Origin of the sequence: Vibrio sp. 1874 (genome assembly GCF_033344395.1) — a bacterium.
Taxonomy (GTDB): domain Bacteria; phylum Pseudomonadota; class Gammaproteobacteria; order Enterobacterales; family Vibrionaceae; genus Vibrio; species Vibrio alginolyticus.
This window is the reverse complement of sequence record NZ_JAWPOR010000003.1, coordinates 41124-57295: the sequence shown is the minus strand read 5'-3', so window position 1 is coordinate 57295 and position 16172 is coordinate 41124. Positions and strand designations below refer to the sequence as shown.

The 16172-nt window shown below is 42.7% G+C and carries 13 protein-coding genes; 8 read left to right on the top strand and 5 right to left on the bottom strand.

The window, feature by feature from the left end:
- The first annotated feature begins 78 nt into the window (after positions 1-78).
- The 7 genes from R8N46_RS07685 (at position 79) to R8N46_RS07655 (ending at position 8783) form a co-directional block, all read left to right on the top strand.
- The gene (locus R8N46_RS07685) at positions 79-1056 is read left to right on the top strand and encodes a lipid A deacylase LpxR family protein (protein WP_005378443.1); all 978 of its coding nucleotides are present in this window, start codon (positions 79-81) and stop codon (positions 1054-1056) included.
- 211 nt (positions 1057-1267) lie between these two features.
- Positions 1268-2008 (top strand): pyruvate formate lyase 1-activating protein, encoded by a 741-nt coding sequence (pflA, locus tag R8N46_RS07680; protein WP_005378444.1) that lies wholly within the window; start codon positions 1268-1270, stop codon positions 2006-2008.
- Between the two features lie 154 nt (positions 2009-2162).
- Entirely contained in the window at positions 2163-2828 is a 666-nt protein-coding gene (locus R8N46_RS07675; protein WP_053303246.1) for an energy-coupling factor ABC transporter permease, read from the top strand.
- A 136-nt stretch (positions 2829-2964) separates the two neighbouring features.
- Complete coding sequence (locus R8N46_RS07670) at positions 2965-3465, top strand: YfbU family protein (RefSeq protein ID WP_017820021.1); 501 nt, start codon at positions 2965-2967, stop codon at positions 3463-3465.
- A gap of 493 nt (positions 3466-3958) precedes the next feature.
- Positions 3959-5893, top strand: coding sequence for a PrkA family serine protein kinase (locus tag R8N46_RS07665; RefSeq protein WP_005378447.1), 1935 nt, complete (start codon positions 3959-3961; stop codon positions 5891-5893).
- 47 nt (positions 5894-5940) lie between these two features.
- Entirely contained in the window at positions 5941-7212 is a 1272-nt protein-coding gene (locus R8N46_RS07660) for a YeaH/YhbH family protein (RefSeq protein WP_005378448.1), read from the top strand.
- 11 nt (positions 7213-7223) lie between these two features.
- On the top strand, positions 7224-8783 hold the full coding sequence (locus R8N46_RS07655) for a SpoVR family protein (protein WP_005378449.1): 1560 nt from the start codon (positions 7224-7226) through the stop codon (positions 8781-8783).
- Between the two features lie 80 nt (positions 8784-8863).
- On the opposite strand, the gene kdsB is transcribed toward R8N46_RS07655, so the two are convergent.
- Genes kdsB through msbA form a run of 4 tightly spaced genes read right to left on the bottom strand, consistent with a single transcriptional unit; the run spans position 8864 to position 12540 of the window.
- Positions 8864-9619, bottom strand: a complete 756-nt coding sequence (kdsB, locus tag R8N46_RS07650; RefSeq protein WP_017634738.1) for a 3-deoxy-manno-octulosonate cytidylyltransferase — start codon at positions 9617-9619, stop codon at positions 8864-8866.
- Complete coding sequence (locus tag R8N46_RS07645; RefSeq protein ID WP_009707122.1) at positions 9619-9798, bottom strand: Trm112 family protein; 180 nt, start codon at positions 9796-9798, stop codon at positions 9619-9621. The genes kdsB and R8N46_RS07645 overlap by 1 nt, the downstream gene beginning before the upstream one ends.
- The gene (lpxK, locus tag R8N46_RS07640; protein WP_017634739.1) at positions 9779-10786 is read right to left on the bottom strand and encodes a tetraacyldisaccharide 4'-kinase; all 1008 of its coding nucleotides are present in this window, start codon (positions 10784-10786) and stop codon (positions 9779-9781) included. Before lpxK ends, R8N46_RS07645 begins: the two co-directional genes overlap by 20 nt.
- Positions 10787-10791: 5 nt before the next feature.
- The gene (gene msbA / locus R8N46_RS07635) at positions 10792-12540 is read right to left on the bottom strand and encodes a lipid A ABC transporter ATP-binding protein/permease MsbA (protein WP_033905044.1); all 1749 of its coding nucleotides are present in this window, start codon (positions 12538-12540) and stop codon (positions 10792-10794) included.
- A gap of 345 nt (positions 12541-12885) precedes the next feature.
- On the opposite strand from msbA, the gene R8N46_RS07630 reads away from it, so the two are divergent.
- Positions 12886-13875 (top strand): glycosyltransferase family 8 protein, encoded by a 990-nt coding sequence (locus R8N46_RS07630; protein WP_033905043.1) that lies wholly within the window; start codon positions 12886-12888, stop codon positions 13873-13875.
- 3 nt (positions 13876-13878) lie between these two features.
- On the opposite strand, the gene R8N46_RS07625 is transcribed toward R8N46_RS07630, so the two are convergent.
- Positions 13879-16164: a DNA internalization-related competence protein ComEC/Rec2 gene (locus R8N46_RS07625; protein WP_171345293.1), complete on the bottom strand. Its 2286-nt coding sequence runs from the start codon at positions 16162-16164 to the stop codon at positions 13879-13881.
- Between the last annotated feature and the right edge of the window lie 8 nt (positions 16165-16172).

The window sequence follows — 16172 nt, the reverse complement described above, 5'->3', positions numbered from 1 at the left end:
AATGAAAGTTGTGATACCGCGAAAGACTTTTGCCCGCATTCTTACGTATGATGCGAAAAAAGTTAGCAAATAAAGTCTATGAGATTTAGTAAATTAATTATTCTTACCCTTCTTTCTCCAGTTGCAATAGCATCCACTAAGTCTACGGTTTCTTTTACCATCGACAACGATGGTATTTTTGGCGTCGATCAAGACTATACGAATGGTGTTTTCCTTTCTTACGCGACAGACCAACTGACACAAGAAAGCCAATGGAAATGGCTGAGTCTAGCTAACTCAGAGCACGCCAATATCGATAAAATAGAGTTGGTTCTTGGCCACAAGATGTGGACTCCAAGCGACATTGAAGCCGATTATCCACTAATCAATGATCGCCCATATGCCGGTTACCTACACACCGAAATCAACTACCTTTCCCTAACGAGTGACAAAGCTGTACGGTACAATTTCACCATAGGAACTACGGGTGAAAGTTCGCTATCAGAAAAGGCGCAAGAAATCGTTCACGGCATAACAGGATCGACGGACCCTCAAGGTTGGGATTACCAGATTGAAGATAAAGTGGCGTTCAGCCTTGGTTACCGCGTATTTAACAAATTGATGCGCAGCGAAGAACAAAAAACACAATGGGAGATCACCAACATTAACGACATCAATGCGGGTAACTTCCGTAGTGATGTCTCTCAAGGCGTCATGTTTCGTTGGGGTACAAACCTAGCGAATAGCATCGGAGCCGCCAATATCAGTGTCGAAAGCCCTTTCTCAGCAAGTATGATCGCTCAGAACACGTCGAGTTGGTTCTTGTTCACCGGGTTTGAAGGTCGTTACCGCTTTAATGACATGACTATCGAAGGAGATCGTCCTGGCATTCCTGAACCGTCAGCGCCATACGACGTCACACTGCAAAATTGGCAAGCAAGTGCCGTCGCGGGAGTATCTTGGTACAACCAAAATTACGGTGCAAGCATCACCTTTACAATTAAAACACCGGATTATGAAGAAGCCCAAACCGATGTTTATGGGACAGGCTCGTTCTCCGTGTTCGCCTTTTTCTAAAAACTGGATTATCCCAGCACCGAAGTCAATCTAGATACACGGCAAGTTCTCGGGGTAGGTATTAACCACCTCGTGTTCAAGCGTTTATGTAGATTGGCTCCATCTATTTTCTTTCTTCAAATAACCTTGCCTTTAGTACCGACAAAGCTGTTTTAACCCTGCTTTTTGTAATAAAATAACAGCTAGAATTTACTAGTAATGAGAGCAAAAGATGTCAACAGCTGGTCGTATTCACTCATTTGAGTCATGTGGTACCGTAGACGGACCTGGTATTCGATTTATCGTCTTCTTGCAAGGTTGTTTAATGCGCTGTAAGTATTGCCATAACCGCGATACTTGGGACACGCATGATGGCAAAGAAGTCACGGTTGAAGAAATCATTTCCGAAGCGAAAAGTTACCGCCACTTCATGAATGCATCAGGTGGTGGCGTTACTTGTTCTGGCGGCGAAGCGATGCTTCAACCGGAATTCGTACGTGATTTTTTCCGCGCAGCTAAAGCCGAGGGCATTCATACATGTCTAGATACTAACGGTTATGTTCGTAAGCACACTGATGTTATCGATGAAGTACTGGATGCAACAGACTTAGTCATGCTTGACATCAAACACATGAAAGACGAAGTGCACCAAGATCTCATCGGTGTATCCAACCGACGCACATTGGACTTTGCTCGTTACTTACAAAAAATCGGAAAGAAAACATGGATTCGCTATGTCGTCGTGCCTGGTTACACAGATGACCCAGAAGCAGCACACATGCTTGGTGAATTTATTAAAGACATGGATAACATCGAAAAGGTCGAGTTACTTCCTTACCACAAATTAGGGGCTCATAAGTGGGAAGCGTTAGGCTTAGAATACCCACTCGAAGGCGTAAACCCGCCACCGAAAGAAACCATGGATGAAATTCAATCCATTCTTGCTCAATACAACGATAACGTAAAATACTAAGTGAACCGCAAGACTAACCTCTTTAAAATACCAGCTTATTGCTGGTATTTTTTTGATTATATCTAAGCCTTATCAGTGAGTTTCTCTGCGGTCATTTAGGTATAAAAAGAACGATAGAAATGATTGCGTCATGTTCGCATAGGAAGGAAGTAACATGGATTTGTTTAACTTAGGCTCTCTTGTTGTCTCAATTTGGATAGTAGTAGTCTACTGCCTACCAGATTGGAAAAAAGTCGTTTGGCCAAAACTGGAAAAAGAGAAAGGATTTCAGCACCTCGTTTTTGCAACGCTCTTCTTTTTCAGTATTTTATGGGCCGCTCAAGCAGGTGTAAAAGAAGGATTACAGATTCATTTTCTTGCACTAACAACGCTGACGATGATGTATGGTTGGCGCATGGCATTTCTACTCAGCATTCCCGCTATGTTGGTCAACCACCTACTACATGATGTGTCCTTGCTACTCTTACCCACGTCGTTAGTTCTATCTGCCCTAATTCCGATTTTCATTAGTTACTTAGTGTTTCTTCTGAGTTACCACTACTTGCCACGAAACATTTTTGTTTTCATCTTCGTTGCTGGATTTTTCAATGGCGCGATAACAGGAAGTCTGCACCTCATCATTAACTCTTTTTATCACCTATCAGTTGGTCACTACGATTGGGAAACCATTCAACATAACTACTTTGTTTTTGTGCCGTTGCTCGCCTTTCCAGAAGGTCTATTAAATGGTATGGCACTGGCGGTTTTAACCGTATTCAAGCCAGAGTGGCTGAGAGTATTTTCAGACCGAGACTACATATACAATCATTACCATAAATAAGTGTTTTCAAACTGGTCAAAAGTGACAGTTCTTGCCATTTTTTAGTATTAAATATGTGTTGAGATCATGTTTCACTCATGTCTTAAGCGTTAACCTAAGCACATTAAAAATGTATTAGATATCTAGTGAGGTCACCATGGAAATGTCAAACGCTCAACGTTTGATTCTATCAAACCAATACAACCTTATGTCTCAACTTGATCCAAGTAATGCGGCCAAATACAAACGCTTACAAACGATCGTTGAACGTGGTTATGAACTACAAATGCGAGAGTTGAACAAAGATTTCGGCTGCCTCTCAGAAGCAGAGTGTCGTGAGATCATCGACGTTATGGAGATGTATCATGCGATGCAAGAATCTTACAACATGCTAGAAGATGAAGATCGCAGCAACGTGGATCAACGTCGCTTGAAGTTCTTGGGATTTGATATCGCTTCAGAAGCGCAACAAGTACATTACGTACGTTTTCTCATCGATTCTGAAGGTTTGTACCCTCAGTTTGACAAGGCAGATCATCACTTTAACAGCCAAATGCCGATGCTAGATAAATACCGCCGTATGCTGCAAACTTGGCGTAACTGCCCTCGTCAGTATCATTTATGTGAAAACGAACTAGCGCAAATCTTCAGCGCATAAAATGGTCGTCTAAGAATGAGGAGAGCGCCCGCTCTCCTTGTTATTTACCCTGTCACAAACTTATCTAAGACTTTGCTCTCTTCCTACCTCTTTCACTTACCTTGCTCAATGTAGAACAACGAATCACTGAGACTCTTCCGTCTTTGCCAAATATTTGATTTCTATTGCACCTATTCACGACATAAATTCGTCCTTAATAAAAGAGTGATTCAAATGTCACTTTTACAATAAATTCATAATTGTTAAGCAAAATTGCAAATCCCCGACTAGGCTTAAGTAGAGAAAGGCTGTGATTGAAAAATTCATATCCACCGCTCACCGTTGTAACGAAAAAACCGTCCATAAAGCAAAGTCTTTGGTGTCGCCAATCTTACATTCTGTACGAACCAAATGTGATAACAGGACGTATATTCAAACAACAACGAGCATAACTGTTGGTGGAAAGCCTGAATCAACGTTCGTCGGTAGACTGACTATTAAAGGGGAAAGCGACATGAGTATTTTCGACCACTATCAATCAAGATATGAAGCTGCAAAAGATGAAGAGATGTCGTTACAGGAGTTTTTAGCCCTGTGTAAAGATGACAAAAGCGCTTATGCTAATGCAGCAGAACGCCTACTGATGGCGATTGGTGAACCAGAGATAATCGATACGGCAAAGGATCCGAGACTAAGCCGAATCTTCTCGAATCGTGTTATCTCTCGTTATGAAACCTTTAAAGACTTTTATGGCATGGAAGATGCCATAGAACAAATTGTGTCTTACCTAAAACATGCGGCGCAAGGCCTAGAAGAGCGTAAGCAGATTCTTTACTTACTCGGCCCTGTAGGTGGCGGTAAGTCTTCGCTTGCAGAAAAGCTTAAGGCTCTGATGGAACAGATGCCTATTTATGTTCTTACTGCTAACGGCGAACGCAGCCCAGTGAATGACCATCCGTTCTGCCTATTCAAAGCCACAGAAGATGGCGATATTTTGAAAAAAGAATATGGCATCGAGCACCGTTATCTTCGCTCGATCATGTCTCCTTGGGCCGCTAAACGTCTTCACGAGTTTGGTGGTGATATCACCAAATTTAAAGTAGTGAAAGTACGCCCTTCTATCCTTGACCAAATCGGTATTGCCAAAACTGAACCAGGCGATGAAAACAACCAAGATATCTCATCATTGGTTGGTAAAGTCGATATTCGTAAGCTTGAACACTATTCGCAAGACGATCCAGACGCTTACAGCTACTCCGGTGCGCTGTGTAAAGCAAACCAAGGTTTAATGGAATTCGTTGAGATGTTCAAAGCACCAATCAAAGTGCTTCACCCGCTGTTAACAGCAACGCAAGAAGGCAACTTCAACGGTACAGAAGGCCTTTCTGCGATTCCATTCGACGGTATGATTCTGGCTCACTCAAACGAATCTGAGTGGCAGACCTTCCGTAACAACAAGAACAATGAAGCGTTCTTGGACCGTGTTTATATTGTGAAAGTACCTTACTGTCTACGTGTTTCAGAAGAAGTCAAAATCTACCAAAAACTTCTTGAAAACAGTGAGTTGTCTCAAGCCCCTTGTTCACCAAGCACGCTCGAGACTCTGGCACAATTCAGTATTCTTTCTCGACTTAAAGAGCCTGAAAACTCGTCCATCTTCTCTAAGATGCGCGTATACGACGGTGAAACGCTGAAAGATACGGATCCAAAGGCAAAAAGCTATCAAGAGTATCGTGATTATGCTGGTGTCGATGAAGGCATGAACGGTCTCTCAACACGTTTTGCCTTTAAGATTTTGTCACGCGTATTTAACTTCGACCAAACCGAAGTGGCAGCCAACCCTGTACATCTATTCTATGTGATTGAACAACAGGTTGAGCGCGAACAGTTCCCTGCTGAAACAGCAGAGAAATATCTCGAGTTCTTGAAAGGCTACCTAGTACCTCGATACGTTGAATTTATCGGTAAAGAGATTCAGACCGCTTATCTTGAGTCTTACTCTGAATACGGCCAAAACATCTTCGACCGATATGTCACCTATGCAGACTTCTGGATTCAAGACCAAGAGTACCGAGATCCAGAAACTGGTCAGCTATTTGATCGCTCTTCACTGAATGCTGAGCTAGAGAAGATCGAAAAAACAGCTGGTATTTCTAACCCGAAAGATTTCCGAAACGAAATCGTTAACTTTGTGCTTCGTGCGAAAGCGAATAACAATGGTCAAAACCCGGTTTGGACCAGCTACGAAAAACTGCGCACAGTAATCGAGAAGAAAATGTTCTCCAATACCGAAGAGCTACTTCCGGTTATCTCATTTAATGCGAAAACCTCTTCTGAAGATCAGAAGAAGCACGACGACTTTGTCGCTCGCATGATGGAAAAAGGCTATACCGAGAAACAGGTTCGCCTACTTTCTGAGTGGTACCTACGAGTACGTAAGTCATCCTAACCCAGTATTGAGTTAGGTCGCTTGTGAAACATGAAGAGGGCTATTTCATGGCGCAATTTATAGACCGAAGGCTCAATGGCAAGAACAAGAGCGCTGTTAATCGACAGCGCTTCTTGAAGCGCCACAAAGAGCAAATAAAAGAGTCGGTAGCAGACGCAGTGAATCGACGCTCGATTACGAATACGGAAACGGGCGAAGACGTCTCTATCCCTCACAAAGACATCAACGAGCCTATATTTCATCAAGGCAAAGGTGGTGTTCGCGAACGAGTTCATCCCGGTAACGATCAATTCATTACTGGTGATAAAATTGAGCGTCCCAAAGGTGGCGGTCAAGGTAGCGGCTCAGGAGAAGGGAACGCCAGTCCAGATGGAGAAGGCCAAGACGAATTTGTATTCCAAATATCAAAAGATGAGTACCTCGATATTTTGTTTGAAGATCTCGAGCTGCCTAATCTAGAAAAAAACCAAATTGCCAAAATCACTGAATGGAAAACACACCGTGCAGGCTTTCAAACTGCCGGTATCCCTTCCAATATCGCCGTAGTTCGTTCTCTGCAACAATCTCTTGCGCGCCGTACTGCAATGACTGCTGGTAAGAAACGACTTCTTAAAGAGTTAGAAGACGAACTTGCTCGCATCAAAAATATTGAACCTGCTCAGCAGTTTGAAGAGAACCGCTTGAAGGCTGAAATTGAAGAACTGCGCAAGAAAATCGAAAGCGTGCCGTTCATCGATACCTTCGACTTACGCTTCAAGAACTATGAGAAACGCCCGGTACCATCGAGCCAAGCGGTAATGTTCTGTCTAATGGACGTATCCGGTTCGATGGACCAGGCAACGAAAGACATCGCAAAACGCTTCTATGTTCTTTTGTACTTGTTCTTAACTCGTACCTACGAGAATGTCGAAGTCGTCTTTATCCGCCACCATACCCAAGCGAAGGAAGTGGACGAGCACGAATTTTTCTACTCACAAGAAACCGGGGGTACCATTGTATCTAGCGCGCTCAAGTTAATGGATGAAATAGTAAAAGAGCGATACCCGATTGGTCAGTGGAACATATATGCAGCTCAAGCATCCGACGGTGACAACTGGGCAGATGATTCGCCAAGATGCCGGGATCTGTTAGTGAACAAATTACTTCCAAACTGTCAGTATTACTCTTACATAGAGATCACGCGGCGATCGCACCAAACTCTATGGCATGAGTACGAAAAACTCACTGAAGAGTTTCCTAATTTCGCAATGAAAAACATTCGCTCTGTGGAGGATATTTTCCCAGTCTTTCGTGAACTATTCCAAAAAGAAACGGCGTAAGGAGGCTAGCGATGAATACCGCAACGAGAAACCTCTCAGGAGAGGCGCCTAAGAAGCGTAACAGTAAAGTGTTGCCAGATGGACCAGATTGGACATTTGAGCTGTTAGAGCGATACCACAAAGAAATTAAGCGTGTCGCGGAGCATTATCGCCTAGACACTTACCCTAACCAAATAGAAGTGATTACTTCAGAACAGATGATGGATGCCTATTCAAGCATCGGCATGCCAATCAATTACAACCACTGGTCATTTGGTAAAAAATTCATTCAAACAGAGCAGAACTATAAACATGGTCAAATGGGGCTAGCCTACGAGATTGTGATTAACTCCGACCCTTGTATTGCTTATTTGATGGAAGAAAATACGGTAACAATGCAAGCACTCGTGATAGCACACGCGTGTTACGGCCATAACTCTTTTTTCAAAGGTAATTACCTATTCCAAACGTGGACTGACGCCAGTTCTATTATCGACTATCTGCTGTTCGCCAAAAAGTACTTAGCCGAATGTGAAGAACGATATGGCGTAAAAGAAGTGGAAAAGCTGCTCGACTCTTGTCACGCGTTAATGAACTTTGGTGTAGACCGCTACAAGCGTCCAGAGAAAATCTCAATTACAGAGGAAAAAGCAAGACAAGAAGAACGCGAAGCATACCTACAATCTCAAGTTAATGAGCTTTGGCGCACGGTACCAACAGCCAAGACGAAAGAGGAAGACATTAAAGAGCGATTCCCAAGCGAGCCTCAGGAAAACTTGCTCTACTTCTTCGAAAAACATGCGCCGTTGCTAGAGCCATGGCAACGTGAAGTTGTTCGGATCGTCCGTAAGATCAGTCAGTATTTTTATCCGCAAAAACAAACGCAAGTCATGAATGAAGGCTGGGCAACGTTCTGGCACTACACCATACTCAACCATCTTTATGATGAGGGCTTGGTGTCTGAAAAGTTCATTCTAGAGTTCTTACATAGCCACACCAGTGTCGTGGCTCAGCCGCCTTATAACAGTCCTTACTTTAATGGCATTAACCCCTACGCGTTAGGCTTTGCCATGTTCCGAGATATTAAGCGTATCTGCGAAGAACCAACTGATGAGGACAAGGAGTGGTTTCCAGATTTAGCAGGAACCGACTGGTTAGATGCAGTGCATTTCGCGATGCATAATTTCAAAGATGAAAGCTTTATTAGCCAATACCTTTCTCCGAAATTAATGCGTGATTTCAAGCTGTTTGCGATCAACGATGATGACCATAAGAACTTTATTGAAGTCGCTGCTATACACGATGAGATGGGTTATAAACGCATTAGAGAAACCTTAGCCGCTCAGTATAACTTATCTAATCTTGAGCCAAACATTCAGGTGTTTAATGTCGATGTCCGTGGTGATCGATCGCTTACGTTGCAGTACGTTCCTCACAACCGCATCCCACTTGATGATAGTTACGAAGAAGTTCTAAAGCACGTGTACCGATTATGGGGCTTTGATGTCATTCTCCAAGAAGTGAAAGACACCGGTCACCGAGAGGTGTTAGCGACCTGCCCTAAACGGAACCAATACGACACTAACATTTAACTAATACCGCGATACGAGTAAAACAAAAAAGGCTCCTAATTCAGGAGCCTTGTTTATTCTTAAATCTATATGAGCATTTGTTACGCTTGCTTTGCAACAATCGCGCGCACGGCTTCTAGGTCTTCGGGCGTATCAACCCCTGCCGCTGGTGCTTCTTTCGCTACCGCCACATGAATTTTTTCACCGTACCAAAGCACTCGCAGTTGCTCAAGACACTCAATCTGCTCTAATGCACTTGGTGCCCAGTTGACATACGTATTAATGAAACCAGCTCGATAAGCATAAATACCAATATGACGCATTAATGGGTTGGCAATGGTTTTGTCTTGTTTAGCAAAGTTATCGCGATCCCAAGGGATGGTTGCTCGACTAAAGTACAACGCATAGCCTTGCTCATCTGCGACAACTTTAACAGCGTTCGGGTTGAACACTTCCTCTTCCGAGTCTATTTCTACAGCTAACGTCGCCATCGGGGCTTCACACCCTGATAAGTTATCAGCAACCTGACGAATGATGGACGGCGGAATCAAAGGCTCATCCCCTTGCACATTAACAATAATGTGGTCTGACGGAATAGCCATCTTTTCAACAACTTCTGCAAGACGCTCCGTACCTGATTCGTGCTGGGGAGAGGTCATACAAACTTTACCACCAAATGACGAAACCGCTTTCGCAACACGCTCGTCATCAGTTGCAACGATGACATCTTCCGCACCCGCTTGTAGCGCTTGTTCATAAACCCACTGAACCATAGGCTTACCACCAATATCCGCTAGCGGTTTACCAGGCAAACGGCTCGATGCGTAGCGCGAAGGGATGACAACCGTAAAAGACATTAGCGTCCCTCATCCATGCTCATAGCGCGAGCTTCAGGCTCTAGCAGAACTGGAATACCCTCTTTGATCGGGTAAGCAAGGCGATCCAATTTGCAGATCAACTCTTGATTATCTTTATCGTACGTCAGCTTACCTTTGCAAACAGGGCAAGCTACAATCTCAAGTAGACGGTGATCCATAAGCCGCTTTAACCTCTTTTATTCTATTTAAAATTTGCTCTGCATCGTTTGACTCAAACTGGGCAGATACAGGCAGATACCACCAATTATCTTGCGCATAATGGCTGCACTTGACGGCATCTTTCTCGGTCATAATCACATTGGTCCCTTGTTGAGCCAATGCTTCTAATTCTTGTTGATCAAAGTCTTGATGGTCAGCAAAACCTTTTGTGACTTTAACATTTGCGTTCATCGAGTTTAGTGTATGAAAAAAACGCGGAGGATGCCCAATGCCCGCAAATGCGACGAGATCTTTCAACTCCGAGACATCCACATGTTGCTTAGTCTTAAGATTAATAGCTTTAGAGGGTGCTAAAGCCATTGCGATTTCGCCCGTATGCGCTTGACCGCCATTGGTGATGATAAAGTCGACTTCTTTAAGTCGCTCAATACCTTCACGTAAAGGACCTAATGGAATCAGGCTTTCATTCCCAAACCGGCGATTCCCATCCACAATAACTAACTCAATATCACGGCCTAACGCATAATGTTGTAATCCATCATCCGTAATTATGATATCCACATCCAAATCTAGCAGTGCTTTCACTGCATTTGAACGCACAGGATCTACCGCAACAGGTGCTCCTGTACGGCGATGAATCAACTTAGGTTCATCGCCACAATGCTTCGCTGGCGTATCTTCTTTTAGCACTAACGGATAGGCAGGAGCCTTTGCCCCATAACCACGAGAAACAACCCCCGGCTTAAAGCCCATTTGCTGTAGTTGCTCAACAAGCCACACAACAACTGGTGTTTTACCATTGCCACCAGCAGTGATATTGCCAACCACAACAACAGGTATAGGCGCATTATAAGCTTGCTTGCGGCCAGTTTGGTATTGCTTTCGCTTTGACTTGCTTATCGCTCCAAATAATAAACTCAGTGGCCACAAAAGCGGCCACAAGAGATATTTTATTGGATGGCTTTCAAACCAGATTTTTTCAATCACCGCGCTTATTCACCAAACTGAATACGGTGCAATTGTGCATACGCACCATTTTTCTCAATAAGCTCAGCGTGGTTGCCACGTTCAATGATGGCACCATCATCAACCACAAGAATTTCATCGGCTTTCTCGATTGTGGATAAGCGGTGCGCTATTACAAGTACCGTTTTGTCTTTTTGCAGCTCATCAAGTGCAGCTTGAATAGCTCGCTCGGATTCAGTATCCAAAGCTGAAGTTGCCTCATCAAGAATTAGCACTGGAGCATCACGCAATAGAGCTCGCGCAATCGCAACACGTTGGCGTTGACCACCAGACAAGCTAGCACCATTTTCACCAATCATCGCATCTAGTCCGCCATCCATCTTACTGATGAACTCCATCGCATGCGCGAGTGTTGCCGCTTTCTCGATATCACTGCGCTCGTATTGGCCATCCGTTGCGTACGCAATATTGTTTGCTATCGTGTCATTAAACAAATGAACATTTTGCGATACTAGTGCAAATTGCTGACGTAAATTCTTTAGCTCGTAATCACGAATATCATGCCCATCTAATGTGATAGATCCACTGCCAACATCATAGAAGCGGTTGAACAAGTTCGCGATGGTACTTTTACCTGAGCCAGAACGGCCAACTAGCGCCACCGTTTTTCCTCTTGGAATATCGAAGCTGACATTTTCCAATGCTGGTTTTTCTGCGCCAGTGTAAGTAAAGCTTACGTTTTTAACCGAAACATCGCCATTTGCGCGTTCAACTGTCAACTTACCTTCGTTTTTCTCAGGCTCGAGGTCAATTAACGCGAAGAGCGTTTGGCTCGCGGCCATACCACGTTGGAACTGAGAAGTAACGTTAGTCAGCGCTTTAAGTGGGCGCATCAGACCAAACATTGCAGAGAACACAACAGTAAATGTACCTGGAGTCAGTTGCTCTTTAATCGAATCAATACTTGCTAAATAAAGAACGGCAACAATTGCAAGTGATGCAATCATTTGGATGATAGGGTTAGCCGCCGCTTGAGCCGTCACCAACTTCATGCTTTGTTGACGCATTTGGTTGCTGACTTTTTCAAATCGTTGACGTTCGATGTCTTGGCCGCCATAGCTCAACACAACTTTATGGCCTTTCAGCATCTGCTCTGCTGATGCAGTTACGTTACCCATCATGGTCTGCATATTTTTGGATATTTTTCTAAAACGTTTAGAAACAACACCAATACCCCATGCCACAACGGGAGCAACAGCAAACAGCACTAGCGACAATTGCCAGCTGTTGTAAAACATCAAGACTAACAGACCAATGATACTTGCGCCTTCACGGACAATGCTCACCAACGCTTGGCTAGTTGCCGCTGACACTTGCTCTGAGTCGTAGGTTATACGCGACAATAAATTGCCCGTCTTTTCCTTATCAAAGTAAGACACCGGCATATGCATAAAGTGATTGAACACCATGCGACGGACTTGCATAACTACGTTGCCAGATACCCAACTCAAACAGTAGGTGGAGACAAATCCACTTATGCCACGAATGAACATCATAGCAAAAATAATCAATGGAAGCGTGCGTAAAAAATCAGACTCAGCGTTCCCAAAACCTTCATCGAGTAGCGGTTTTAGCAAGGAAATCATATAAGTATCTGATATTGCATTAATAACTAATGCTAAAACAGCAACGATTAGGCCAGATTTATAAAGGCGTATAAATTGCCAGAGACGCTTAAACGTCTGCCAAGTCGTTTCATCAGTATTTGTTGACATAGAAGTGCTTTGTTTTCTTACATTAAGGCATTCATTCTACTCTGTTAGCGCTCATATGCCTATCCCTAGAACGTACACTAAGTTTGCTAACGTATAAGACTGCCACTTTTACCCAGTAGATCTCCAATGTGTCACTGGCTAACCTACTCTGACTCAACTGATATTCAATCTTAAATATGAAAATTGGGGGATCAAGCCTCATCGTGAAGCAAACTTGACCATCGTACCTGTTCATCTACTGATAAACATTAATAAATGTGTTATGTCCACTTAGAGAAAGTCTTTTAGTCTTTTATATTTCGCTCTATACTCTTGATATGTTCATTCTTATTTACAATAAAAAATATGCAAGTCATTCCCATTGTTCATTGCTTTGATAACAACTATGTTATTCCAGCTGCAGTAGCATTCTATTCTTTGCTTGAGAAATCAGATAAAAACTACAAATACCAGATATATGTCTTACATGAAGATATTACGCTGCTAAATCAAGAAAAATTAAAAAAAACCATACAAAAATTCAAAAACTCAGAACTTATTTTCATTAATTTCAATGAAAATGTCGACTTTGAAAATGATTGGAAAAACATAAAGACAAAAGGTCATTACTCTAAAGCTATGTTTTACAAACTTAGTATTTCAAGTTTAATTAAAGAACATAAAAAAATGATCGTATCTGATGTCGATGTTATTTACTTAAATGACATTTCAAAAGATTTTATAGAATATAATAACAACGATGATAATAATTATATATCAGGGGTATTCTCCGTAGATAAGATCCTAAGCTATAATGATGTTTATAAAAAGAGTTTTTCTAATGAAGAGATTAGCCAACTGAAAATAGGTGCTGGATACTTTTTTATGAATGCCGATCTCATTAGAAAAGATAATTTAGAGAAAAGGTTTAAAGACTACCTCGAAAAAAACTCTCACAGATTAATACAGCCAGAACAAGACGTTCTAAACTTCTGTTGTCACCCTAGAGTTGGAAAATTACCCTTAAGAAACATGGTTTGTAACTATGTGTATAGTATGTATGACAGAAAAGAGTTTGTGGATGAGGTTAACTATACTAAAGAAGAATTATTGGATGCATATGATAATCCGATTCAACTCCATTACGCATCAAGAGTAAAACCATGGAACAAATTAGATTCTATAAAAGCTAACTTGTGGTTAGAATGTATACTTAAGACCGAGTTTTTCGAAGACTACTTTTCTAGCTTAGAGCAACTAGCCAGACCAAATGGTGAAAAGAAACTATTTAGTTTTACACTACCATTAAAAAAGAATAAAAAATTCAGGTTGGATATATTAAAAATAAAAAGCTAAAACTTACAGACCTAATTCGACATTAGGTCTTTTTATATTAGTTCCGCTACGCAGCATCTGCCTATACCAAGGCTCAAATGTATCGCTACGTTTGGTTTCTGAGCGCCAATTATCACGGTGAATAAAGAAGCTTACCTGACCACCCTCACCAGTATCAAGCCAAGTAACGCCAAGCTTTCGGTATGAAGCAACGACATTTTCCGCTGGCATTCCCCATCGATTGTTTTTTGCTAAAGAAGCAACTGCCACACTCGGGCTCACCGCCTCAATAAATCGAGGATTCGATGAACTTTTACTCCCGTGGTGAGGGACTAGCATCACATCGCTTTGTAACTTTCCGGGTTCTCTAAGCAAAATCCACTCGCTAATGGCCTCAATATCACCAGTAAAAAGCATACTAAAGTTAGAAATAGGGTCAGTAAGTCGTAATACACAGGAGTGCGGATTATACGCACGTTGAACAAGTGCAGGAGGCCAGAGCACTTCCATGTTTAATCCTTGCCATTTCCATTGGTCGCCTCTAGTGCAAGGCTCATATTCGATAAAGAATTGACTACTAAGTTTACGCTGTGGAGAAAAGGCATCTTCAATGAAAAAGCGGCCGCCTGCGTGATCATTATCGGAATGGCTTAGAATCAGTGTATCTATGCTTTCATAACCTCGTTGATGCAAAACCGGAGTGACGACCTGCTCTGCGATACTGCCGCTTTGCCATGCTTTACCAGTGTCATACAGCAACACCTTGTCGTCTTTTTCTACAACCACTGCAAGGCCATGACCTACATCTAATACATCGATACGCCAATGCGGTTCATACTCCGCTGCAAACTTGATACTAATAACGATGCCGAGTAACAAATACCACGCGTAATGAGACATGAACCGTTGAAATATTAAGCAAACCACTATCACCATAACCAGCATTGTCATTTCCATGCTAATGGGTTGCCAAGAACCTACTGCGTACTGTATTGACGTGCTCAATGGCTGTAATGACCAGTCCACCAAATGCCACAGAGGCTTCGCTATCATTTCAAGAAACAAAGATGAGAACAGGGCTAGAAACATCAAAGGTACAACGATAAATCCGAACCAAGGAATAAATACCAAGTTGTAGGCTATTGAGGACAAACTAAAACCGGAGAAGAAATGGCCACTAACAGGTACGATTAAAGCGCTCAACATCAATTGAGTAAGCAATAACGCTTTTAATCGCGCTTTCCAACCTCCCCTTTGATGTCGAATCAAATTAATTGCGAACAATACCGCACAAACGGAGAGGTACGATAACCAAAAGCTCATACTGTAGGATGCAAAAGGTTGGACAAGCAGTTGTAGAGATACTGCAAGCAAAAGAACTCGCCAAGAAGTCCAGTGCACCAGAGTATACTTCAGGAGAACGTAAACAACGCATACCGACACTGCTCGCGTAGTAGGCAGAGAGAAATCCGCTAACCAAGCGTAGGCAACAGCGAAGATCAGCCCATATAAGCTAGGTAACAACTGGTATTGGGGTAATAGATAACGAACGGTACCGCCCACGACTAGCCCAAAAGTAAACGCCATACCAATATGTAAACCAGAAATGGAGACCAAATGCAGTAAACCACTGTCCCTGAGCGCTTGCCAATCTTCCTTAGACAACCAAGAACGGTCAGCAAAAACTAACGCACTTATTAACGAGAAATGATGAAGGGAAGACACATCATCAGCGACATCGGCAATAATGGATTGACGCAGAGATACATTAGAACGAACAATCCACTTAGCATCTTTGTTAACAACCGCTCGGGCGATAATATTTTTACCCATCGCGTGCTTTTCAGCATCAAAGCCAGCTTCGTTGCGTAGACCTGTAATCGGCTTTAACGAGATGGATGTCGTAAACTCACTGTTAACATCGAGTGGAAAAGGCGTAATAAGACGGATTTTAGGTTTAAGAAAAGGTAACAAAGTTTGAGAATTTACCGCTTCTATAGCGACAATACCTTCATAACCGTGACTTATTTGCGTAAAAGGGCTGTCAACTTTACCAATTATGGTAATATTCTCCCCTGCTTGAAAAAGGGCTTGTCTCTGAGACTCCAATACATTGCCGTGGACGATGACAACCATAAAGCCCGCAATTGCGCCTATGCTAATTAAGCCACGACGTAATTTGATTATTGAGCCAGTGGTTATTATTCCCAGCAGCAACCAACGCCAATCTGGTATTGTCGGCCACCAAGCTGACGAGATTACGCTCGCTACAAATAACGCCAAGGTCCAACTTTTTTCTGAGAGAGTCATGCTGTCCT

Bases quoted from the DNA above. Each gene is read 5' to 3' on its own strand.
- R8N46_RS07630 (WP_033905043.1), top strand. From the start codon at position 12,886: ATGCAAGTCATTCCCATTGTTCATTGCTTTGATAACAACTATGTTATT.
- R8N46_RS07665 (WP_005378447.1), top strand. From the start codon at position 3,959: ATGAGTATTTTCGACCACTATCAATCAAGATATGAAGCTGCAAAAGAT.
- R8N46_RS07645 (WP_009707122.1), bottom strand. From the start codon at position 9,798: ATGGATCACCGTCTACTTGAGATTGTAGCTTGCCCTGTTTGCAAAGGT.
- R8N46_RS07685 (WP_005378443.1), top strand. From the start codon at position 79: ATGAGATTTAGTAAATTAATTATTCTTACCCTTCTTTCTCCAGTTGCA.
- R8N46_RS07655 (WP_005378449.1), top strand. From the start codon at position 7,224: ATGAATACCGCAACGAGAAACCTCTCAGGAGAGGCGCCTAAGAAGCGT.
- R8N46_RS07625 (WP_171345293.1), bottom strand. From the start codon at position 16,164: ATGACTCTCTCAGAAAAAAGTTGGACCTTGGCGTTATTTGTAGCGAGC.
- R8N46_RS07670 (WP_017820021.1), top strand. From the start codon at position 2,965: ATGGAAATGTCAAACGCTCAACGTTTGATTCTATCAAACCAATACAAC.
- msbA (WP_033905044.1), bottom strand. From the start codon at position 12,540: ATGTCAACAAATACTGATGAAACGACTTGGCAGACGTTTAAGCGTCTC.
- R8N46_RS07660 (WP_005378448.1), top strand. From the start codon at position 5,941: ATGGCGCAATTTATAGACCGAAGGCTCAATGGCAAGAACAAGAGCGCT.
- pflA (WP_005378444.1), top strand. From the start codon at position 1,268: ATGTCAACAGCTGGTCGTATTCACTCATTTGAGTCATGTGGTACCGTA.
- kdsB (WP_017634738.1), bottom strand. From the start codon at position 9,619: ATGTCTTTTACGGTTGTCATCCCTTCGCGCTACGCATCGAGCCGTTTG.
- R8N46_RS07675 (WP_053303246.1), top strand. From the start codon at position 2,163: ATGGATTTGTTTAACTTAGGCTCTCTTGTTGTCTCAATTTGGATAGTA.